Annotated in this window: 21 protein-coding genes and 4 tRNA genes; 24 read left to right on the top strand and 1 reads right to left on the bottom strand. The window is 32.3% G+C overall.

Annotated features, from left to right (window positions below; all coding sequences use genetic code 11):
- Window positions 1-222 precede the first annotated feature (222 nt).
- From LPB87_RS01650 to LPB87_RS01685, 8 genes are all read left to right on the top strand, one after another.
- Entirely contained in the window at window positions 223-2,994 is a 2,772-nt protein-coding gene (locus LPB87_RS01650; protein WP_230604612.1) for a prolyl oligopeptidase family serine peptidase, read from the top strand.
- A gap of 344 nt (window positions 2,995-3,338) precedes the next feature.
- The gene (locus tag LPB87_RS01655) at window positions 3,339-3,707 is read left to right on the top strand and encodes a hypothetical protein (protein ID WP_129537452.1); all 369 of its coding nucleotides are present in this window, start codon (window positions 3,339-3,341) and stop codon (window positions 3,705-3,707) included.
- Window positions 3,708-4,079: 372 nt separating this feature from the next.
- A complete protein-coding gene (locus LPB87_RS01660) occupies window positions 4,080-4,409 on the top strand; it encodes a hypothetical protein (protein WP_129537453.1) in 330 nt (109 codons plus the stop codon).
- 373 nt (window positions 4,410-4,782) lie between these two features.
- The gene (locus LPB87_RS01665) at window positions 4,783-6,750 is read left to right on the top strand and encodes a putative porin (protein WP_230604614.1); all 1,968 of its coding nucleotides are present in this window, start codon (window positions 4,783-4,785) and stop codon (window positions 6,748-6,750) included.
- Window positions 6,751-6,801: 51 nt separating this feature from the next.
- Entirely contained in the window at window positions 6,802-8,163 is a 1,362-nt protein-coding gene (locus LPB87_RS01670; RefSeq protein WP_230604616.1) for a pyridoxal-phosphate dependent enzyme, read from the top strand.
- A gap of 90 nt (window positions 8,164-8,253) precedes the next feature.
- Window positions 8,254-8,736 (top strand): 3'-5' exonuclease, encoded by a 483-nt coding sequence (locus tag LPB87_RS01675; RefSeq protein WP_129537456.1) that lies wholly within the window; start codon window positions 8,254-8,256, stop codon window positions 8,734-8,736.
- Between the two features lie 59 nt (window positions 8,737-8,795).
- Window positions 8,796-10,067, top strand: a complete 1,272-nt coding sequence (locus LPB87_RS01680) for a DUF2851 family protein (protein WP_129537457.1) — start codon at window positions 8,796-8,798, stop codon at window positions 10,065-10,067.
- A gap of 67 nt (window positions 10,068-10,134) precedes the next feature.
- Window positions 10,135-10,362: a PspC domain-containing protein gene (locus LPB87_RS01685; RefSeq protein WP_129537458.1), complete on the top strand. Its 228-nt coding sequence runs from the start codon at window positions 10,135-10,137 to the stop codon at window positions 10,360-10,362.
- A 75-nt stretch (window positions 10,363-10,437) separates the two neighbouring features.
- Here LPB87_RS01685 and LPB87_RS01690 read toward each other — a convergent pair whose 3' ends face one another.
- On the bottom strand, window positions 10,438-11,889 hold the full coding sequence (locus LPB87_RS01690) for an amino acid permease (protein WP_129537459.1): 1,452 nt from the start codon (window positions 11,887-11,889) through the stop codon (window positions 10,438-10,440).
- Between the two features lie 393 nt (window positions 11,890-12,282).
- Between LPB87_RS01690 and LPB87_RS01695 the strand changes: the two genes are divergently transcribed.
- The 16 genes from LPB87_RS01695 (at window position 12,283) to rplL (ending at window position 20,906) form a co-directional block, all read left to right on the top strand.
- Window positions 12,283-13,014 carry a helix-hairpin-helix domain-containing protein gene (locus tag LPB87_RS01695; protein ID WP_347348810.1) on the top strand — a complete coding sequence of 244 codons (732 nt, stop codon included), beginning with the start codon at window positions 12,283-12,285 and terminating at the stop codon, window positions 13,012-13,014.
- Window positions 13,015-13,024: 10 nt separating this feature from the next.
- A complete protein-coding gene (locus LPB87_RS01700) occupies window positions 13,025-14,167 on the top strand; it encodes an acyl-CoA dehydrogenase family protein (RefSeq protein ID WP_129537461.1) in 1,143 nt (380 codons plus the stop codon).
- A gap of 380 nt (window positions 14,168-14,547) precedes the next feature.
- Window positions 14,548-14,742 carry a 30S ribosomal protein S21 gene (gene rpsU / locus LPB87_RS01705; protein WP_039111382.1) on the top strand — a complete coding sequence of 65 codons (195 nt, stop codon included), beginning with the start codon at window positions 14,548-14,550 and terminating at the stop codon, window positions 14,740-14,742.
- Between the two features lie 164 nt (window positions 14,743-14,906).
- On the top strand, window positions 14,907-15,803 hold the full coding sequence (locus LPB87_RS01710; RefSeq protein ID WP_129537462.1) for a tyrosine-type recombinase/integrase: 897 nt from the start codon (window positions 14,907-14,909) through the stop codon (window positions 15,801-15,803).
- A gap of 31 nt (window positions 15,804-15,834) precedes the next feature.
- The gene (gene raiA / locus LPB87_RS01715) at window positions 15,835-16,137 is read left to right on the top strand and encodes a ribosome-associated translation inhibitor RaiA (protein WP_129537463.1); all 303 of its coding nucleotides are present in this window, start codon (window positions 15,835-15,837) and stop codon (window positions 16,135-16,137) included.
- A gap of 90 nt (window positions 16,138-16,227) precedes the next feature.
- Window positions 16,228-16,301 (top strand) — tRNA-Thr (locus LPB87_RS01720).
- A gap of 54 nt (window positions 16,302-16,355) precedes the next feature.
- Window positions 16,356-16,436: transfer RNA gene (locus LPB87_RS01725), tRNA-Tyr, on the top strand.
- Between the two features lie 52 nt (window positions 16,437-16,488).
- A tRNA-Thr gene (locus LPB87_RS01730) sits at window positions 16,489-16,560 on the top strand.
- Between the two features lie 55 nt (window positions 16,561-16,615).
- Window positions 16,616-17,803, top strand: coding sequence for an elongation factor Tu (tuf, locus tag LPB87_RS01735; RefSeq protein ID WP_129537464.1), 1,188 nt, complete (start codon window positions 16,616-16,618; stop codon window positions 17,801-17,803).
- 61 nt (window positions 17,804-17,864) lie between these two features.
- Window positions 17,865-17,935 (top strand) — tRNA-Trp (locus LPB87_RS01740).
- A gap of 18 nt (window positions 17,936-17,953) precedes the next feature.
- Window positions 17,954-18,151, top strand: coding sequence for a preprotein translocase subunit SecE (secE, locus tag LPB87_RS01745; RefSeq protein ID WP_035619188.1), 198 nt, complete (start codon window positions 17,954-17,956; stop codon window positions 18,149-18,151).
- Window positions 18,152-18,161: 10 nt separating this feature from the next.
- Window positions 18,162-18,713 carry a transcription termination/antitermination protein NusG gene (gene nusG / locus LPB87_RS01750; RefSeq protein ID WP_129537465.1) on the top strand — a complete coding sequence of 184 codons (552 nt, stop codon included), beginning with the start codon at window positions 18,162-18,164 and terminating at the stop codon, window positions 18,711-18,713.
- Between the two features lie 67 nt (window positions 18,714-18,780).
- A complete protein-coding gene (gene rplK, locus LPB87_RS01755; RefSeq protein ID WP_035619182.1) occupies window positions 18,781-19,218 on the top strand; it encodes a 50S ribosomal protein L11 in 438 nt (145 codons plus the stop codon).
- A 13-nt stretch (window positions 19,219-19,231) separates the two neighbouring features.
- A complete protein-coding gene (gene rplA, locus LPB87_RS01760; RefSeq protein WP_055094620.1) occupies window positions 19,232-19,921 on the top strand; it encodes a 50S ribosomal protein L1 in 690 nt (229 codons plus the stop codon).
- A 22-nt stretch (window positions 19,922-19,943) separates the two neighbouring features.
- Window positions 19,944-20,444, top strand: coding sequence for a 50S ribosomal protein L10 (gene rplJ, locus LPB87_RS01765; protein WP_129537466.1), 501 nt, complete (start codon window positions 19,944-19,946; stop codon window positions 20,442-20,444).
- A 93-nt stretch (window positions 20,445-20,537) separates the two neighbouring features.
- Window positions 20,538-20,906 (top strand): 50S ribosomal protein L7/L12, encoded by a 369-nt coding sequence (gene rplL / locus LPB87_RS01770; protein WP_039111372.1) that lies wholly within the window; start codon window positions 20,538-20,540, stop codon window positions 20,904-20,906.
- Window positions 20,907-20,948 lie beyond the last annotated feature (42 nt).

Here is a 20,948-nt window from a genome sequence, read left to right on the forward strand (position 1 = left end):
TCTAATTGTTTTGATAAGTACTGGTGCTTTTTACTGATTGATTGTTGAAAAAATAATAATAAAACGCAAAAGCTACAGCAGTAATGTTGTGGCTTTTGTTTGTTATAATTTAAGGTTAACGTATTTCTGTAGAGAGGTGTTTGTGGAATGTACATTATTTATGTAGTTTTACGAGCAATAGTTGAATTGTTGAACTAGAATTATCCCTAATAAAATAGAATTATGAAGTTTAAAATGTATTTGCTTGTTTCTTTCTTTTTTGTTGCAATTGCATCATTTGCACAAAAAAAATCACTTACTGTAGATGATTTTGATAATTGGAAACAAATAGAAAAAGCACAATTATCAGAAAATGGCGCTTATTTAGTATACGAATATAATCCCGGAAATGGTGATGGTAAGCTTGTTATTGTTAATGTTAAAACAAAAGTATCTGATACAATTTCTAGAGGATATGATGCTCAAATTAATGGTAAAAGTACGTTTGTATCATTTAAGATAAAACCAGAAATAGCCGTTAGACGAAAAGCTGAAACAAAGAAATTAAAAAAAGAAAAACTGCCTATTGATTCTTTGGGAATCTATGTGTTTAAAACCAAAGAGATAAAAAAATATCCAAGTCTGAAAAATTTTAGTCAACCCACTGAAGGAGGGGATTGGCTTGCCTATAAAACTATTTTAAAAACAGTAAAAGCCAAAGATTCAGCTGGAGTTGATAAAAAAATAAAGGTAAAACCAAAGAGTGATACTCTAGTGGTAATTTATAATCCGATAAATAAAGATAGTATCGCATTTTTGAACATCAAAACATTTAGTTGGTCGAAGAAAGCTGACAAATTATTGCTTCATTCAGAGAAAAAGAAAGATTCTTTAACCGCATCTGCATTATTATATTTTGACGCAGGGAGTAAAAAGACGGATACTATTTTTAAATCAAAAGGAACAATATCAAAGATTGCTATAGAGGATAAGGGAGAAAAGTTAGGATTCCTATTTTCATCAGATACAACAAAAATAAAAAAATACCAGTTGTATAAAGGGACAAAATCATTGTTAGCAGAATTAAAAGCGAACAGAATTAAAAACCTCCCTGAGAACTGGAATTATTCAGATAAAGGAGATTTGTTTTTTTCGAAAAATGGGAAAAGATTATTTTTTGGAAATGCTTTATTTGAAGGGGAAAAGCGTAAAGATACTTTATTAAACAAAGAACGTGCGACATTAGATATATGGGCATGGACAGATAAAGAATTACAGCCAGAACAGATTGTAAATAGTAAAAAAGAACAAAACAGAACCTATCAAGCAGTATATGATTTTAACTCAGATAAAGCAGTACAGTTAGCAAACACTGTAGTTCCAGATATTAAAGTATTAAATAACGGAGACGGAAATTTTGTTTTAGGAGCTGATGATGAATCTTATAAAAGAGCTTCTTCATGGAATGCTTTAGCTATAAAAGATTTTTATAAAATTGATATTAATACAGGAGAACAAAGCCTATTGATTAAAGAACAAGAGCAGATATGGTTTGGAGGTTCTCAAAAATATGCTGTTTATTACAACAGAAAGGATAGTATTTATTATACTATTGATTTAAAAAACAATCAGCAGAAACCATTAACCAAAGGGACAAATGTGGTTTGGTATGATGAGAGAAATGATCAGCCTAATGAGCCTTCTCCATACGGTATTGCTGGTTGGGATGAAGGAGATAAATTCGTTTATATCTATGATCGTTATGATATTTGGAAGTTTGATCCAGAATCAAAAATACAACCTAAAAGAATCACTAAGAACGGAAGAGAAAACAAAAGGATATATCGATACCTTCAGATTGATAGCGAAGAGAAATTTATAGATTCTAAAAAACAAGTTCTATTGTCTGTTTTTGAAGAAAGTACTAAAAAAGCAGGATATGTATATTCCGATTTTAACAAAGAAAAAACACCGACAGTTATAACGGAAGGGGATTATTTCTTTACAGCTCCAAAGAAATCAAAAAATAGTAAAATGATTTTTTATACTAGACAAAATTATCAACAGTATCCTGATGTTTGGATTAGTACAACTGATTTTGAATCTCCTGAGCAAGTAACAAATGCAAATCCGCAACAAAAAAATTATAAATGGGGTTCAGTAAGTTTGGTAGAGTGGAAAAATAATGATGCAATTACTTTACAGGGATTATTGTACAAGCCAGAAAATTTTGATCCTAACAAAAAATACCCAATGGTAGTATATTTTTATGAATTGAGTTCAGATACATACCACCGCCATTATGCTCCTCAGCCTAGCAGATCTACAATTAATAGAACATTATACGCTAGTAATGATTATTTTGTTTTTGTTCCTGATATCATTTATAAAAAGGGGCTTCCTGGAGAGAGTGCTTATAACTGTATTGTGAGTGGCGTGGAGAATATGATAAAACAATATCCAGCAATCGATGCGAAACATATAGCGCTTCAGGGACAAAGTTGGGGAGGATATCAAACGGCATATCTTATAACGCAGACAAATATGTTTGCAGCTGCTATGGCAGGAGCTCCAGTTAGTAATATGACTAGTGCTTACGGAGGTATTCGATGGGAGACAGGTATAAGCAGAATGTTTCAGTATGAACATACGCAAAGTAGAATAGGCGAAACTATTTGGGGTAATTTAGATGCTTATATAAAAAATTCCCCTTTGTTTTATGCCGATAAAGTGCAAACGCCTTTGTTAATGATGCATAATGATAATGATGGGGCAGTGCCATGGTATCAAGGAATTGAATTTTTTACTGCATTACGCCGTTTAGATAAGCCAGTATGGATGTTAAATTATAATGGAGAACCGCATAATCTTAAGGCTGATAGCTGGGGTAACAGAAAAGATTTGTCAACGAGAATGAAACAATTTTTTGATCATTATTTAAAAGGTGAAAAAACTCCAGAATGGATGCTCAAAGGAAGATTAAATCTTGAAAAAGAAAGCAATAAAGCATATTAAAATAAATAGGTATGTGAGATTAAATGGAGTTAATTTTTTTACATCGATGAGGTAACTATACAGCTCTTAATTTTAAGAATTTGATAAAACTGTCCAAAATATTTTGGGCAGTTTTTTTTTTGAACAAGAATTTCTATGGAATTTAAAATAAAATGTCTTTTTAGCTATTGATGAATATATAGCGGATATTGTTGTTGAGTGGTTTGTTATTTTGTGAATAAGTAAAATATTAAGTGTAAAAAATGCTAAATAATTGTATTATTAACTTTATATTAACTATTTTATTGTTAGTAAAATATATATTTGATATTCTATTAATAAAATATTAACCAAAATAAAACAAAATGAAAAAATTACTTTATTTACTAGTTTTCTGTCCTTTTTTAGGTTTTTCACAAAATGACCCTAACTATGCTGTAGATTGTGATGCAAATGACATTATAAAAGAAATATATTACCAAGATGGCTATACTGTAATGAAATGTACAGATGCTAATGGGAACTATGTTCTAAATGTAATAGGTGTCGCTCCTGGATCTGGTGGAAGTAACGGAGGAGGTAGTGGAGGAGGTAACGGTAGTGGCGGACCTGGAGTTGATACAGGAATGTCTGAAGATCCAGGACCAGAAGATTCAGGACCAGGTAGAACTTGTATTAACACTTGGGTAAGGGATAATAATGCATGGCAACAAACTGTATACTGTGGAGGATAATGGTTTTAATCCTATCGTTCAAGTAATAGAAATGGTTAAGTTTGTATCTGAACTTGTATAATTAGGATTGGAATAGCAAAATAAAAGGCATTAAAAAGTCTTTCAAAAAGAAAAGGAGTGGGAATCCATTATGGATTTTAACTCCTTTTCTTTTTGAATTTATGTAAAATTTAAAATAAAATGCCTTTTTAGAATCGATGAATATAACAATGTATATTAATATTTAATAGCACGTTATTTTGTGAATAAATAAGGTATTAATCATTAAAATTGATAAATGGTTAAATGATTAACTTTATGTTAACTATTTTATTGTTAGTAAAATATATATTTGATATTCTATTAATAAAATATTAACCAAAATAAAACAAAATGAAAAAATTACTTTATTTACTAGTTTTCTGTCCTTTTTTAGGTTTTTCACAAAATGACCCTAACTATGCTGTAGATTGTGATGCCAATGATATCATGAAAGAAATATATCAAGAAGGGAATAATACCATTATAAAATGTACTGATAAAGATGGCAATTTTGTATTAAATGTAATACCGAATAATCAGGGCGGAGGTGGTAGTGGAGGTAATGGGTCTGATACAGGTTTGTCTCAGGATCCTGGTAAGGAAGAAGGTCCTGGAAGAACATGTATTAATACATGGGTAAGAGGAGAAAAGAATTGGGTGTTAGTTTCTTATTGTGGATAATCTTAAAATAGTATTGATAATTATAGGGTAGTTTTACAGACTTTGATTCGCAAATGAATTTAAAAAGTCATTCCGTTATCTAGTATTAAAGAAAGAGCTAAAAGTACTAAAATAAGAAAAGGAGTAGGGATCTATGTAGATTCTAGCTCCTTTTTTTATTTCTAAGCATTTAAGAGAGGATATTAATTGAAGAAGTAGAAGTTTTTAATACCTGATTATTCAAAGAGATTTTTTTGTAGAGTATTGACTTGTAATATACTTAAGCAATATTTACCAATATCCTATTTCTTTAGTTCTAGTCAAATTTTTTTCATTTACCTTTGCCACATTCAAATAGTTGATAATAATATCTAAATATATATAACCCTTTCAAATGAGAATTCTTTTTTTAATTTATCTTTTAGTACTACCCACACTATTGTTTTCTCAGGCAAAAGTAAATAATAAAAGTAATCTAGACATGAATGGTGTTCATCGTGGGCTTAACGATACCATAAAAGCGAAGAAGAAAGTTGCAAGGATAGATCAATATAGATATATAACACTTGAACGTGATACTACTTATGTAGATACGTCGCTTACAATCCAAAAAGAATACAGTCATAATTATTTGCGAAAAGATAATTTTGGATTATTACCTTTTTCGAATATTGGACAAACATACAATACACTTCAATACAATTTAACTGATTTTACTCCATATCCAGAAATGGGGTTTAAAGCCAAACACTTTAATTTTCTTGAAGCCAATCAGGTTCAATATTATTCTGTAGCAACTCCATTGACAGAATTGTTTTTTAAATCGACAATCAATAAGGGACAATTGCTAAATTCATTTATCACCTTGAATATGAGTGAGCGATTTAATATTTCAGCAGAATACAAAGGGTTACGATCTGAAGGGAATTATATAAATCAATTGTCGAGTACAGGAAATTTTAAATTAACAGCAAGTTATAGTACTAAAAAAGGACAATATTATATTAACGGACATTATACTTATCAAGATATCTTGAATGAAGAAAACGGAGGGATAACTACGGCAGAAGATTTTGAAAGTGGCGATCCTGATTTTAAAAACAGACAAAGATTAGAGGTGTATCTTACTGATGCAGAATCATTCTTAAAGGGAAAGAGACTGTTTTTTGATCATGCATATAGAATAAATGAGACCCAAGGAAATAATAATCTATATGTCACTCATCAATTTAATTATGAAAATAAATTTTTCGAATACAATCAACCTACAGTGTTATCAGCGGTTCTTGGTTCAAGGAATGTACTTCGATTTGGAGAGTCGTACGTAACAAGTAATATTAATGACCAGTCGCATTATAACAAAATGTATAATAAGGCAGGAGTAGTATATGAAAATATATTGTTAGGGAAATTTCAATTTTTTGTAGATGATTTTAGAAGTAATTCATACTACGGAAGAGTTATAATTTTAGATAAAGGAAAAATTATCCCTAGTTCATTAAATCAAGAGATTAATAGTTTTGGAGGTCAATATGAATATCAAAAAAATAAGTGGAATGGAAGATTTTTGTATTCAAGATCAATTACAAACCAGTCGCTATCAAATTTAGAAGCAAAGCTTAAACATGATTTTAGTGATAAAATTAAATTTTCATTTGAATATCAAAACATAAATAAGCTACCTAATAATAATTATTCTTTGTATCAAAGTAGCTTTGTAGAGTACAATTGGTCTGAAAGTTTTAAAAATGAGAAGATTAACTCTTTAAGCGCAAGTGCAACTACACCATGGGTTAATATGTCATTTCAGTATTCAGTATTGAATGATCATCTCTATTTTGAAGATAAATCGACAGCTTTACAAGCTAATCAAGGTACTCAAATTATAAAACCAGCCCAATATAGTGGTGCAATTAATTACTTAGAAGTAAAGGCAGGAAAAGAATTTAAATTTGGACGCTTTGCCTTAGATAATACAATTTTATATCAAAAAGTAGATCAGGCTGATGCTATATTAAATGTACCAGAAATTGTAACAAGAAATACGCTGTATTACACTAATTATCTATTTAAAAAAGCACTTTTTTTTCAAACAGGAATTGTGTTTAATTATTTCACTAGTTATTATGGAAATGATTATAATCCTGTAATTGGTGAGTTTTTTGTTCAGAATAAGAAAGAAATAGGAAATTACCCGAACTTAGACTTTTTTATAAATGCAAGAATCAGACAAACAAGAATCTTTTTTAAAATAGAGCATTTTAATTCGTCGTTTTCAGGTAGTAATTACTATTCAGCACCTAATAATCCTTACCGTGATTTAGCTATCCGTTTTGGTTTAACTTGGAATTTCTTCCAATAAAATAATTAATAATAATGGGAATCAGATTGTATAATTTCCAAACTTAATAAAATGAATTACTCAAAAAATATTTTAGAAACAATCGGTAACACGCCTTTAGTAAAACTTAATAAAATCGTTACCGAAATAGATGCTTTGGTTTTAGCCAAAGTAGAAACTTTTAATCCAGGAAATTCGGTTAAGGATAGAATGGCAGTAAAAATGGTTGAAGATGCCGAAGCCGATGGACGTTTAAAACCAGGAGGAACCATTATCGAGGGAACTTCAGGTAATACAGGAATGGGATTGGCACTAGTTGCAATTATAAAAGGATACAAGCTTATTTGTGTAATTTCGGATAAGCAATCAAAAGAAAAAATGGACATCTTGCGTGCTGTGGGTGCAAAAGTTGTGGTTTGCCCAACAGATGTAGAGCCTACAGATCCTCGTTCATACTATTCAGTATCGAAACGATTGGCAGAGGAAACTCCAAATTCGTGGTATGTAAATCAATATGATAATCCATCAAATGCATTAGCGCATTATGAGCAAACTGGACCTGAAATCTGGGAACAAACAGCTGGTAAAATAACACATTTTGTAGTTGGAGTAGGTACAGGAGGAACAATATCGGGAGTTGCAAAATACTTAAAAGAGAAAAACCCTAATATTAAAATCTGGGGAATAGATACTTATGGATCAGTTTTCAAAAAGTACCACGAAACTGGTATTTTTGATGAGAACGAAATTTATTCATATATAACTGAAGGAATTGGAGAAGATATTTTACCAAAAAATGTTGATTTTTCGTTGATAGATGGATTTACAAAAGTAACAGATAAAGATGCAGCTGTTTATACTAGAAAAATTGCACTTGAAGAAGGAATTTTTGTGGGTAACTCAGCAGGAGCTTGTATAAAAGGATTGTTGCAACTAAAAGAACATTTTACAAAAGATGATGTCGTAGTTGTTCTTTTTCATGATTCTGGAAGTCGTTACGTAGGTAAGATGTTTAATGATGATTGGATGCGTGAGCGCGGTTTTCTAGAAGAAAATATTACTAAAGCCGAAGATGTTATAAAAGATCATATCGACAAGCAATTAATTGTTGTACGTACGGAAGAATTGGTTTCACACGCTATTGAAAGAATGCGTAAATATAAAATATCTCAAATTCCAGTAGTTGATATTACAGGCTTTGTAGGTTCAGTTGATGAAACTGATTTATTTAGAAGTTACGTAGCAGATAAAAATGTAGCCGAAAAACCAATTAAAGAAGTAATGGGAAAACCTTTTCCTATTGTGAAATTAGGAACACCGATTGAAGAAGTTTCTAAACTTTTTACAAAAGAAAATGATGCTGTCCTTGTAGAGCTAGGAAACGGAAGGCATCATATTATAACAAAATACGATATTATTGGTTCGATAAAATAAAGCAATAGTTCGTACAATTTAAATAGCCACAAATCTAACGGGAGTTCTCGTTGAATTTGTGGCATTTTTAGCTTATAAAAAATATTAAAAATGACTTTTACAGCTATAGATTTTGAAACAGCTACAGGACACCATCCCTGTTCAGTAGGTATTGTTACAGTAGAGAATGGGGTAATTGTAGATGAGTTTGTTACTCTGATTAAACCGCCTAATAACGAGTACTCGCCATTTACAATTAGAGTGCATGGTATTTATCCTCGAGACACAATAAATGCTAAAACATTTACTCAAGTATTTCCAGAAATAAAAAAGCGTCTAGAAAATAGAATTGTTGTTGCTCATAACGAAAGTTTTGATCGTAATGTATTAGCGAAATCAATGGCATTATATGGTTTAGATTATGAAGATTTGAATATTGCTTCACGTTGGGAATGTACCGTTAAAATCTATAAAGCAAAAGGACTAAAGCCAACTAAGTTGAGTGATTGTTGCCGTGAAATGAATATTCAACTTAATCATCACGAAGCCTTGTCAGATGCACGTGCTTGTGCTAAATTATATTTATTGAGGTAATTTTCTTATATTTTTAAGTTTTTTTGAATTACTTTAGTCAATCTTTAAAAGACTAAATAATGAAAGAAGATTTTCTACATTACCTATGGAAATATAAAAAGTTTGACACTTTAAATCTCAGAACGTTCAATAATGAGGAACTTGTAATAATTAATGTTGGTCAGTATCTAGAATTGGCAGGGCCAGATTTTTTTAATGCTCAAATAATAATTGGGAATCAAAAATGGGCAGGAAACATTGAAATTCATTTAAAATCTTCTGATTGGTATTTGCATAATCATGAAAAAGATATAGCCTATGAAAGCGTTATTCTTCATGTAGTTTGGGAACATGATAGTGAAGTATTCAATCAAAATAACTCTGAGATACCCGTTTTGATTTTAAAAAATTATGTTTCAGAAGAAATTATTAAAAATTATAAAACGTTAATAACTCCTAAATCTTGGATTTTTTGTGAAAAAGAGATTAAAGATATTAATAAGTTTTCATTTCTAAATTGGCAAGAGCGCTTGTTTTTTGAGCGATTAGAGCGTAAATCGAAGGCTGTTTATGATCTATTAGAAAAAACTAATAATGATTGGGAAGCAGTTTTATTTTGCTTCTTAGCTAAAAACTTTGGTTTAAACACCAATGGAGATTCTTTTTTACAATTAGCCCAATCAATACCGTTTACTATTATTAGAAAAGAAAGTTTTGAAGTTGAAAATTTAGAAGCTTTACTTTTTGGTAATGCTGGATTATTAGATGCTGATAAAGAAGATAATTATTTTAAAGATTTAAAAATCAGGTATTTTTATCTATTGCATAAATATCAATTAGAGAGAGTGCATGTTGAGCCCGTGCAGTTTTTTAAGCATCGTCCTGACAATTTTCCGACTATCCGCCTTTCTCAATTGGCTAATTTGTATCATAAATACCAAAATTTATTTTCAAAGATTATAAATTTAAAGACGGTTCAGGAAATTTATGATTTGTTATTGGTTCCGGTGGCTCCATATTGGCAAAATCACTATCAGTTTGATAAAGAAAGTCCTTTTAAATCAAAGAAAACGGTTTGCTCCTTTGTCGATTTACTTATTATTAATACTATTATTCCAATAAAGTTTGCCTATACTAAAAAACTAGGTGAATTTATTTTAGAAGATTTAATTGTTATTTTAAATGAAATTAAACCTGAGAAAAATGCCGTTATTGATAAGTTTAAAGCATTCGATATTAACGCAGTTAATGCTTTAGAAACACAATCTTTACTACAGCTAAAAAATGAATATTGTAATAAAAATAGGTGTCTTGATTGTGTTGTTGGATTGGAATTGTTAAAGGGTAATTAGAGAAAACAAAATTAAGGAATCAGAAGATGGGTAAATTTTGTATTTTTGTCTATTATTTGAAGTATATATGTCAGCAATTATCAAACTTAAATTCTTTTTTGAAAAATACGGTTTTCACGTTTCTTCTAGGTTAGCCGATAGATTAGGAATGCGCGTAACAAGCGTTCGTTTATTCTTTATATATATATCTTTTGTTACGGCTGGACTTTGGTTCGGAGTCTATTTAACATTAGCGTTCTGGATTAGATTAAAAGATTTGGTTCGTGCAAAAAGAACTTCTGTTTTCGATTTATAACTCATTTTACTCCATAAAAAAAAGGGATTACAAAGCAATAAAACTTTGTAATCCCTTTTTTAGTATTTTTATTTTTTATTTATCTGGATTGTTTAATTTACTGTTTTTCTTACCGTAGGTAAAGTAAATAAGTACACCCAAACTCATCCATATTACAAGTCTTACCCAGCTTTCATTTGGTAATGAATACATTAATGCTAAGCAAATTACAATTCCAGCAATAGGCACAAAAGGAACTAATGGAGTTCTAAAAGATCTTGGAGCATCTGGCATTTTTTTACGCATTACCATTACCCCAATACATACTAATACAAATGCTAATAAGGTACCAATACTAACCATATGACCTAAATCACTCACTGGAACAAATCCAGCAAATAGACTTACAAATATCAAAAAGAAAATGTTAGTTTTCCAAGGAGTACGGAATTTAGAGTGAATTTCACTAAAGAATTTTGGTAATAATCCATCTTTACTCATAGTGTAAAACACACGGCTTTGTCCCATTAACATTACTAATATTACAGAGGTGTAACCAGCTAAAATTGCAACGATTAAACCTGTTTGTAAAAATGAATATCCAGTTTTAGCAAAAGCAGTTGCGGCAGGTTTTGCATCGCCAGCAAATTCGTAATATGGTACAAGTCCAGTCATTACGTGAGCAAATAAAACATATAGTATAGTACAAATTACTAGTGATCCTAAAATACCGATAGGCATTCCTTTTTGTGGGTTTTTTGCTTCTTGTGCAGCTGTAGAAACTGCATCAAAACCAATGAATGCAAAAAATACCGTTCCAGCTCCAGCAGCGATACCAGACCAACCAAACTCACCAAAAACGCCTGTATTATTAGGAATATAAGGAGTGTAGTTTGCTGTGTCAATATGGCTCCATCCTAATACAATAAAAACGATTACAACGGTAACTTTTAAAACAACTAAGAAATTGTTTATAGAAGCTGATTCTTTTGTACCTCTAATTAATAATAATGAAAGTAAAGAAACAATTATAATTGCAGGAAGGTTCAATATCCCTCCCTCGATAACAGTTCCGTCGCTAAGTTTTAATGTTTCCCAGGGAGAACATATTAAATTATGAGGCAAATGTATATTATATTTATTAAGCAATTCGAGTAGATAACGAGACCAACTCACGCCGACTGTCGCAGCTCCTAATGCATATTCTAGTACTAAATCCCATCCAATTATCCAAGCCATGAATTCACCCATTGTGGCGTAAGAATAGGTGTAAGCACTACCAGCAACAGGTATCATTGAAGCAAATTCAGCGTAACAAAGACCAGCAAAAGCACATCCTATGGCGGCAAGAATAAACGATAATGTAACTGCAGGTCCAGCATGTTCTGCTGCAGCAATTCCTGTTAGTGAAAATAATCCCGCTCCAATAATTGCTCCTACTCCAAGTGCTACTAGAGAGCGTGAAGATAGAGTTCTTTTTAAGCCTCTTTCAGATTCGGAAGCTTCATTAAGCAATACCGATAGTGGTTTAGTTTTCCAAATTGACATATATTATTTTGGTTAATTGTTATTAAGCTTCAAATGTATTGTTTTTTATAAAAAATAAAAACATTTAGTGCGTTTTAAGTTGTAAAATAATTAATTTTATGAAGAATTGTTGGTTTGTCCTACTTTTTATCTTGACTATATTGCTCGTTTTAGTTTTTAAATATAAAATAAATCTTGTTAAATTTATATTTTTTTGGCTTAATTTACAATTCCAAATAAAATATAATTTACTTAAAGATGAATTTTAGAAAAATCCTTACTTATTTTAAATTTAGCAGAGATCAAAGAATTGGTATTTATTTACTTTTTGCAATTATAATAGTTTTGCAGTTGATCTATTTTTTTGCAGATTTTAGTTCGTCATCATATTTCTTTCCTGAAAAAGAAAAATGGATGTCTTTACAAAAAGAGATAGATTCAATTAAAAATAATGATGGCGATAAAGAAGAAAAAAAGTATTCATTTAATCCTAATTTCATTACTGATTATAAAGGCTATAAATTAGGTATGACTGTAGATGAAATTGATCGGTTGTTGGTTTTTAGAAAAGAAAATAAATATGTTAACTCACCCAAAGAGTTTCAGGATGTAACTAAGGTTTCAGATTCTTTATTAGCCACTATGGTTCCTTATTTTAAATTTCCTAATTGGATACTTAATAAGAAAGAAGTAAGAGGTAATAAAAGTTATTCAAGCGAGAAAAAATTTCTTAAAAAGAAGAAAATTATATTAACAGATATTAATCAGGCATCTCAAGAAGATTTGGTTAAAGTTTCTGGTGTAGGAGAGGTTCTTTCTTTGCGGATTTTAAAGCAAAAAGAAAGATTTGGATATTTTGTTTCGATGGAGCAACTTAAAGAAGTATGGGGGCTTTCGCCAGAAGTCATTTCGAATTTGAATAATCATTTTGAAATTTCAGAACTCACTTCTTTTAGAAAAATAGCAATAAATGACGCTTCTCTAAAGGAGCTTTCTAGCTTTCCGTATTTCCGATATGCGCTAGCAAAAGCAATAGTAACTCATCGAAGTATGAATGGAAATATAAATAATATTGAGGATTTGATAAAAATTAAGGGCTTTCCTGTTGAAAAAGCAAATATAATTCGTTTATATTTGGAGTTCTAAAAATATACTAATGAATTTTGAATATAACGAAACGCAATCTATGATTGCTCAGTCCATAAAAGAATTTGCTGAAAAAAATATCCGTCCATATATAATGGAGTGGGATGAAGCGCAAACATTTCCAATTCCGCTCTTCAAAGAATTAGGAGCAATGGGGTTTATGGGGGTCTTGGTTCCAGAAGAATATGGTGGATCAGGATTGGGATATCATGAATATATAACGATTATTGAGGAAATTTCAAAAGTAGATCCTTCAATTGGATTGTCAGTCGCGGCTCACAATTCATTATGTACAAACCATATTTTGACTTTTGGTAACGAAGAGCAAAAGAAAAAGTGGATTCCTAAATTAGCAACTGCAGAGCATATTGGTGCGTGGGGGCTAACAGAACATAATACAGGTTCAGATGCAGGAGGTATGAATACAACGGCTGTTAAGGATGGAGATTTTTGGGTTGTAAATGGAGCGAAAAATTTTATAACACATGCTATTTCGGGAGATATTGCAGTTGTAATTGTTCGTACTGGAGAAAAGGGAGATTCTAAAGGAATGACGGCTTTTGTTTTTGAAAAAGGAATGCCAGGCTTTTCGTCAGGAAAAAAAGAGAATAAATTAGGTATGCGAGCAAGCGAAACAGCGGAGCTGGTTTTTGATAATTGCCGTGTGCCAGATGCTAATAGATTAGGAGAGGTTGGACAGGGTTTTGTACAAGCAATGAAAATCTTAGATGGAGGGAGGATTTCAATAGGAGCATTATCTCTAGGGATCGCTAAAGGAGCATATGAAGCGGCGTTGAAATATTCAAAAGAAAGGTATCAATTCGGGCAACCAATCAGTAGCTTTCAAGGGATCTCGTTCAAGTTGGCAGATATGGCAACTGAAATTGAAGCTTCAGAATTATTATTGCATAAAGCAGCGTTTTTGAAACAACAACATAAACCAGTAACCACGATGGGAGCAATGGCTAAGATGTATGCTTCAGAAGTATGTGTTAAAGTGGCTAACGAAGCAGTTCAAATTCATGGAGGATATGGATATACAAAAGATTTTCCAGTAGAAAAATTCTATAGAGATTCTAAGTTGTGTACTATAGGTGAGGGAACTACCGAAATTCAGAAACTAGTTATTTCAAGAAATATCTTAAAAGATTAGATTATATAATTAAGAACATGTTTGTAAAAAAATGCCTCAAATAGTGTCTGACTTTTTGGGGCATGTTCATTTGTGTTGATTGGCTTCTTCTTTTATGGTTGGCTTTCTGCTATAAACGAAGTTCATTGAGTATCAATTAAAATAAATGTTAAGCGAAGTGATTCTTTTGTTCTTAAAGAAAGAACAAAAAAGGATTTTCGCTTCAATTCCTCACGTAATGATATAATGTTGTTGTGTCGTGTATTGATTAATAAAATATTTATGATCGCTTATCTCAATAATAAATATTTCATTAGGAAAAAAAATAATTCATAATTTATAACTCGTAATTGGAAATAATGTTTACTTTTGCACACTTAACGAAAGGGGGTGTCAATATTATGTTAATTATACCAATTAAAGACGGAGAAAATATCGATAGAGCATTAAAGCGCTATAAAAGAAAATTTGATAAAACAGGAACTGTTCGTCAGTTAAGAGCACGTACTGCTTTTATTAAGCCATCTGTAAAAAATAGAATCAAAATTCAAAAAGCTGCTTACATTCAAAACATGAAAGACAACTTGGAGAGTTAGATAAAATCTATATTCAAATAAATACCGTTAGTCATCAAAATTTTATAACTTTGATGCTAACGGTTTTTTCGTTTTATAAATCGAACGATTCTGAATCTTGGAATTGTAAAGGAGGGATGGTAGTGTTGTGTTCTTTAGAGAAGTAAAAAAAACATAAGGTAAGAGTGAAAACAAATAAGCAGGCATTTCAAGAGTATCTTCAGTTGGAGAAAAAATATTCTTCACATACTTTGGGTGCTTATATGAATGACGTTGTTTCTTTTGAGTTATTTAATAAATTGCATTTCGATCAGGAAAATATTGATCAGGTGAATTATAGTCAGATTAGGTCATGGGTGGTTTCACTTGTGGATGCTAATGTGTCAAATGTTTCTGTTAATCGTAAGATGGCGTCTCTAAAAGCATTTTATAGGTTTTTGTTAAAGACGAAGCAAATAGAGATTAGTCCAATGCAGAAGCATAAGGCTTTAAAGACTCCTAAGATGGTGCAGGTGCCGTTTTCGGAAAAGGAATTGATAGATTTGATAAATCAAATGGGAGATTCTGAGGGGTTTGAAGGGGTTAGGGATAAATTGATAATTGATTTGTTTTATACGACAGGTATCCGAAGGGCGGAGTTGATAGGTTTGCTTGGAGTTAATGTTGATCTGTCTGCTAATACGATTAAAGTGTTGGGGAAGCGTAATAAAGAACGAATTGTTCCTGTTTTGCCTGTTGTTGCTGAGCAGTTTTTGTTGTATGTAAAAGAACGTGAAAGTGTTGAGAATATAGTTGATGGGGAATATTTTTTTATTACTAAAAAAGGGTTAAAATTGAATGAAACCTTTGTGTATCGATTAATAAATTCATACTTTAGTAAAGTCTCTGAAAAGGTAAAAAAAAGTCCTCATGTGCTCCGGCATACATTTGCGACTCATTTATTGAATAACGGGGCTGATTTGAATTCAGTAAAGGAATTATTGGGACATTCAAGTTTGGCATCTACACAGGTATATACGCATAGTAGTTTGGCGACTCTTAAAAAAGTGTATGCAGATGCGCATCCTAGGAATAAAAAGTAGTTCTTAAATGTTTAATTCTAAAATAACTATTATGAAGGTAAGTATTAATGCGGTTAACTTTACTGTTGACAGAAAATTGGTAGATTTCGTTCAAGAAAGAATGGATAAGTTGGAAAAGTATTATGACAGGATGGTATCAGTAGATGTTTTTTTGAAAGTTGAAAAAACAAGTGACAAGGAGAATAAAATTGCTGAGATAAAGATTAATGTTCCTGGTGATGATTTTTTGGTTAAAAAGCAATGCAAAACCTTTGAAGAGGCGGTTGAGCTTTCGGCCGAGTCCTTAGAAAGATTGTTGGTTAAGAGGAAAGAAAAAATAAGAACACATATTTAATGTAATTTTTTTGAAAAAATGTTTTGATTCAAAGATAAAATAGCTACATTTGCAGTCCGTTAGAAATAGCGGACTTTTTTTATCAAAAATGCCAGCGTAGCTCAGTTGGCTAGAGCAGCTGATTTGTAATCAGCAGGTCGTGGGTTCGAGTCCCTCCGCCGGCTCTAAATAGTTCAAATGCGATTTGAAATTGTTCATGTAATTATTGATAAAAAAAAGGGGAGATACTCAAGCGGCCAACGAGGGCAGACTGTAAATCTGCTGTGAGAACTTCGCAGGTTCGAATCCTGCTCTCCCCACAAAAAAAAGATTTTAAATAGTGATATTTAAAGTCGAAGATTAAAATGCTCTGCCGGTGTAGCTCAGGGGTAGAGTGCTTCCTTGGTAAGGAAGAGGTCTCGGGTTCAATTCCCGACATTGGCTCAAGTAAGTAGGAAATTGAAAATTAATATATAACTAAGATTAAAAATTAAGTAAAATGGCAAAGGAGAATTTTAATCGTTCCAAACCGCACTTAAACATAGGTACAATTGGACACGTAGATCACGGAAAAACTACATTAACTGCAGCAATTACTAAAGTATTGTCTGATGCAGGTTACTGTCAAGCTAAATCGTTTGATCAAATCGATAACGCTCCAGAGGAGAAAGAAAGAGGTATTACAATTAATACTTCACACGTAGAGTATGAAACAGCTAATCGTCATTACGCTCACGTTGACTGTCCAGGTCACGCGGATTACGTAAAGAACATGGTTACTGGAGCAGCTCAAATGGATGGAGCTATCTTAGTAGTTGCTGCTACAGATGGTCCAATGCCACAAACACGTGAGCACATCCTTTTAGGACGTCAGGTTGGTATTCCAAGAATCGTTGTTTTTATGAACAAAGTGGATATGGTTGATGATGCTGAGTTGTTAGAGCTTGTTGAGATGGAAATCAGAGACTTGTTATCTTTCTACGAATATGATGGAGATAATGGTCCTGTTGTTCAAGGTTCAGCTTTAGGAGGATTGAATAATGATCCTGCTTGGGTTCCTAAAATTATTGAATTAATGGAGGCTGTTGATGCTTGGATCGAAGAGCCAGTGCGTGACGTAGCTAAACCATTCTTGATGCCAGTTGAAGATGTATTTACAATTACAGGACGTGGAACTGTTGCTACAGGTCGTATCGAAACTGGTATTGCTAATACAGGAGATCCTGTTGAAATCATTGGTATGGGAGCTGATAAATTAACTTCTACTATTACAGGAGTTGAGATGTTCCGTAAAATCCTTGATAGAGGAGAAGCTGGAGATAACGTAGGTTTATTGTTAAGAGGTGTTGATAAAGAATCTATCAAAAGAGGAATGGTTATCATTAAGCCAGGATCAGTAAAACCACACGCTACTTTTAAAGCAGAGGTTTATATCTTGAAAAAAGAAGAAGGTGGACGTCATACTCCATTCCATAATAACTACCGTCCACAGTTCTACGTACGTACAACTGACGTAACAGGAGTTATTACTTTACCAGAAGGAGTAGAGATGGTAATGCCAGGAGACAACTTGACTATTAATGTTTCTTTATTAAGCCCAATCGCAATGAGCGTAGGTTTACGTTTCGCTATCCGTGAAGGTGGTAGAACTGTAGGAGCAGGTCAGGTAACTGAAATCGTAGGATAATCCTATAAAATAAATTTTAAAAGCCAGTTGGTTTTCTTAACTGAGACCACTGGCTTTAATTACGGGCGTAGTTCAAGGGTAGAATAGCGGTCTCCAAAACCGTTGATGGGGGTTCGAATCCCTCCGCCCGTGCAATAATAAATATATCTCATGACAAAAGTTGTTAATTACATATCAGAAGCATTCGAGGAATTGAAGTCAAATGTAACTTGGCCAGCATGGGCAGAAGTGCAACGATTGACAATTGTAGTAGCTGTATTTTCAGTATTATTCGCTTTGGCAACTTGGGGAGTAGATGAATTTTTTGCAAAAGCATTGGCTGGATTTTTTAACTGGATAAAAGCGTAATTTTTTTGTAATGGCAGATAATAATGTGAAAAAGTGGTATGTGGTTCGAGCAGTAAGTGGACAAGAAAATAAAGTCAAAACTTATATCGAAACGGAAATTGCCAGATTAGGTATGGGTGATTATGTTTCCCAAGTTTTAGTTCCTACTGAAAAAGTAGTAACTGTGAAAGAGGGTAAAAAAATAGCTAAGGATAAAGTATATTTTCCTGGATATGTTATGATCGAAGCCAATTTAGTTGGTGAAATACCTCATATTATTAAATCAATAACTAGTGTAATTGGTTTTTTAGGTGAAACTAAAGGTGGAGAACCTGTTCCGCTTAGATTATCTGAGGTAAACAGAATGCTAGGTAAGGTTGATGAACTGGCTGTTAATACAGATACACGTTCGATTCCGTTTAACTTAGGAGAAACAATTAAGGTTATTGATGGACCTTTCAATGGTTTCAATGGAACAGTTGAAAAAATCAATGAAGAAAAGCGTAAGTTAGAAGTAATGGTTAAAATTTTCGGAAGAAAAACTCCATTAGAGCTAAGTTTTATGCAAGTAGAAAAAGTATAATTTTCGTTACATCTATAATAATCACTACAATTGCTTCCAATAATTGCAGTGTTAAATTTTTTAAAAAATGGCTAAAGAAATTAGTAAGGTAGTTAAACTACAAGTTAAGGGAGGTGCTGCGAATCCGTCGCCACCGGTTGGACCTGCTTTAGGAGCTGCTGGGGTTAATATCATGGAGTTCTGTAAGCAATTTAATGCTAGAACACAAGATAAACCTGGCAAAATATGCCCAGTACAAATTACTGTGTATAAAGACAAATCATTTGATTTTGTTGTAAAAACTCCTCCAGCAGCAGTTCAGTTAATGGAAGCTGCAAAGCTAAAATCTGGTTCAGGTGAGCCTAATCGTAAAAAAGTAGCTAGTGTTACTTGGGAACAAATTAGAGCTATTGCTGAAGACAAGATGCCTGACTTAAATGCATTCACTATGGAGTCTGCAATGAGTATGGTCGCTGGAACAGCTAGATCTATGGGTATAACTGTATCAGGAGATTCTCCTTTTTAATTAAGAGAAAGACATGGCAAAATTGACAAAAAAGCAAAAAGAGGCTGCTTCAAAAATTGAAAAGAACAAACTATATTCTTTAAAAGATGCAGCTGCATTAATTAAAGTTATAGCTTCTGCAAAATTTGATGAGTCTGTTGATATCGCAGTTCGATTGGGTGTAGATCCAAGAAAAGCGAATCAAATGGTTAGAGGTGTGGTAACATTACCTCACGGAACAGGTAAAGATGTAAAAGTATTAGCATTAGTTACTCCAGATAAAGAAGCAGAAGCTAAAGAAGCTGGAGCAGACTATGTAGGTCTTGATGATTATTTACAAAAAATAAAAGATGGTTGGACTGATGTTGATGTTATCATCACTATGCCAGCTGTAATGGGTAAATTAGGTCCATTAGGTCGTATTTTAGGACCTAGAGGTTTAATGCCAAACCCTAAAACAGGTACTGTAACTATGGATGTTGCAAAAGCTGTTCAAGAGGTTAAAGCTGGTAAAATTGACTTTAAAGTTGATAAAACTGGTATCGTACATGCAGGAATTGGTAAAGTTTCTTTTGGAGCTGAGCAAATTTATGACAATGCACACGAAATTATTCAAACATTAATCAAACTTAAACCAACTGCTGCTAAAGGTACCTACATTAAAGGAATTCACCTTACTAGCACTATGAGTCCAGCAATTGCTTTGGACCCTAAAGCAGTATAATTGGTAGTTAAAAATTTTTAGTATGACTAGAGAAGAAAAATCAATCGCGATTGAAGATTTAACTGCACAGTTAGCTGGTACAAATATTGTTTATGTAGCAGATATTTCTGGACTAAATGCAGAAACAACTTCAAATTTGAGAAGAGCTTGTTTTAAAGCAGGTATAAAATTAGAGGTTGTAAAAAATACATTGCTTGCAAAAGCTATGGAAGCTTCTGAAAATAATTATGGTGAGTTACCTTCAGTATTGAAAGGAAACACTTCAATCTTTATTTCAGATGTTGCAAATGCACCTGGAAAAATTATCAAAGATTTCCGTAAGAAATCTGATAAACCAATTTTAAAAGGAGCTTTTATTAATTCAGAAGTTTACATTGGAGATGATCAATTAGATGCATTAGCAACTATCAAATCTAAAGAAGAACTTCTTGGAGAACTTATTGGATTACTTCAATCTCCAGCTCAAAGAGTTATCTCTGCTTTACAAAACCAATTCGCAAACAGCGAAGAGGCAGAAGCATAATAACAAAAATGCGAGGGGATCGTATTTCCTTGCTGCTTAAATAGCGCACAATAAATAATTATATTTTACAAATCATTTTAAACGATAGAAAAAATGGCAGATTTGAAACAATTCGCAGAACAATTAGTTAACCTAACAGTTAAAGAAGTTAACGAATTAGCAACAATATTAAAAGACGAGTATGGTATTGAGCCTGCTGCTGCAGCTGTTGTAGTTGCTGCTGGTGGTGATGTAGCTGCTGAAGAAGCACAAACAGAATTTACAGTTGTATTGAAAGAAGCTGGTGCTTCTAAATTAGCTGTAGTTAAATTGGTAAAAGAACTTACAGGTTTAGGTCTTAAAGAAGCTAAAGATGTAGTTGATAGTGCTCCAAGTAACGTTAAAGAAGGTGTTTCTAAAGAAGAGGCTGAAGGTCTTAAAAAATCATTAGAAGAAGCTGGAGCTGTTGTTGAGCTTAAATAATTCAACTCAGTTTTAAGAACTAGGTTTAGGTCTTGAGTTATC

Origin of the sequence: Flavobacterium sp. EDS (assembly GCF_020991525.1) — a bacterium.
Classification (GTDB): domain Bacteria; phylum Bacteroidota; class Bacteroidia; order Flavobacteriales; family Flavobacteriaceae; genus Flavobacterium.

What these genes read in the sequence shown, in the direction of transcription:
- LPB87_RS01650 (WP_230604612.1), top strand. Translation starts at nt 223, where the DNA reads ATGAAGTTTAAAATGTATTTGCTTGTTTCTTTCTTTTTTGTTGCAATT.
- LPB87_RS01655 (WP_129537452.1), top strand. Translation starts at nt 3,339, where the DNA reads ATGAAAAAATTACTTTATTTACTAGTTTTCTGTCCTTTTTTAGGTTTT.
- LPB87_RS01660 (WP_129537453.1), top strand. Translation starts at nt 4,080, where the DNA reads ATGAAAAAATTACTTTATTTACTAGTTTTCTGTCCTTTTTTAGGTTTT.
- LPB87_RS01665 (WP_230604614.1), top strand. Translation starts at nt 4,783, where the DNA reads ATGAGAATTCTTTTTTTAATTTATCTTTTAGTACTACCCACACTATTG.
- LPB87_RS01670 (WP_230604616.1), top strand. Translation starts at nt 6,802, where the DNA reads ATGAATTACTCAAAAAATATTTTAGAAACAATCGGTAACACGCCTTTA.
- LPB87_RS01675 (WP_129537456.1), top strand. Translation starts at nt 8,254, where the DNA reads ATGACTTTTACAGCTATAGATTTTGAAACAGCTACAGGACACCATCCC.
- LPB87_RS01680 (WP_129537457.1), top strand. Translation starts at nt 8,796, where the DNA reads ATGAAAGAAGATTTTCTACATTACCTATGGAAATATAAAAAGTTTGAC.
- LPB87_RS01685 (WP_129537458.1), top strand. Translation starts at nt 10,135, where the DNA reads ATGTCAGCAATTATCAAACTTAAATTCTTTTTTGAAAAATACGGTTTT.
- LPB87_RS01690 (WP_129537459.1), bottom strand. Translation starts at nt 11,889, where the DNA reads ATGTCAATTTGGAAAACTAAACCACTATCGGTATTGCTTAATGAAGCT.
- LPB87_RS01695 (WP_347348810.1), top strand. Translation starts at nt 12,283, where the DNA reads ATGTCTTTACAAAAAGAGATAGATTCAATTAAAAATAATGATGGCGAT.
- LPB87_RS01700 (WP_129537461.1), top strand. Translation starts at nt 13,025, where the DNA reads ATGAATTTTGAATATAACGAAACGCAATCTATGATTGCTCAGTCCATA.
- rpsU (WP_039111382.1), top strand. Translation starts at nt 14,548, where the DNA reads ATGTTAATTATACCAATTAAAGACGGAGAAAATATCGATAGAGCATTA.
- raiA (WP_129537463.1), top strand. Translation starts at nt 15,835, where the DNA reads ATGAAGGTAAGTATTAATGCGGTTAACTTTACTGTTGACAGAAAATTG.
- tuf (WP_129537464.1), top strand. Translation starts at nt 16,616, where the DNA reads ATGGCAAAGGAGAATTTTAATCGTTCCAAACCGCACTTAAACATAGGT.
- secE (WP_035619188.1), top strand. Translation starts at nt 17,954, where the DNA reads ATGACAAAAGTTGTTAATTACATATCAGAAGCATTCGAGGAATTGAAG.
- nusG (WP_129537465.1), top strand. Translation starts at nt 18,162, where the DNA reads ATGGCAGATAATAATGTGAAAAAGTGGTATGTGGTTCGAGCAGTAAGT.
- rplK (WP_035619182.1), top strand. Translation starts at nt 18,781, where the DNA reads ATGGCTAAAGAAATTAGTAAGGTAGTTAAACTACAAGTTAAGGGAGGT.
- rplA (WP_055094620.1), top strand. Translation starts at nt 19,232, where the DNA reads ATGGCAAAATTGACAAAAAAGCAAAAAGAGGCTGCTTCAAAAATTGAA.
- rplJ (WP_129537466.1), top strand. Translation starts at nt 19,944, where the DNA reads ATGACTAGAGAAGAAAAATCAATCGCGATTGAAGATTTAACTGCACAG.
- rplL (WP_039111372.1), top strand. Translation starts at nt 20,538, where the DNA reads ATGGCAGATTTGAAACAATTCGCAGAACAATTAGTTAACCTAACAGTT.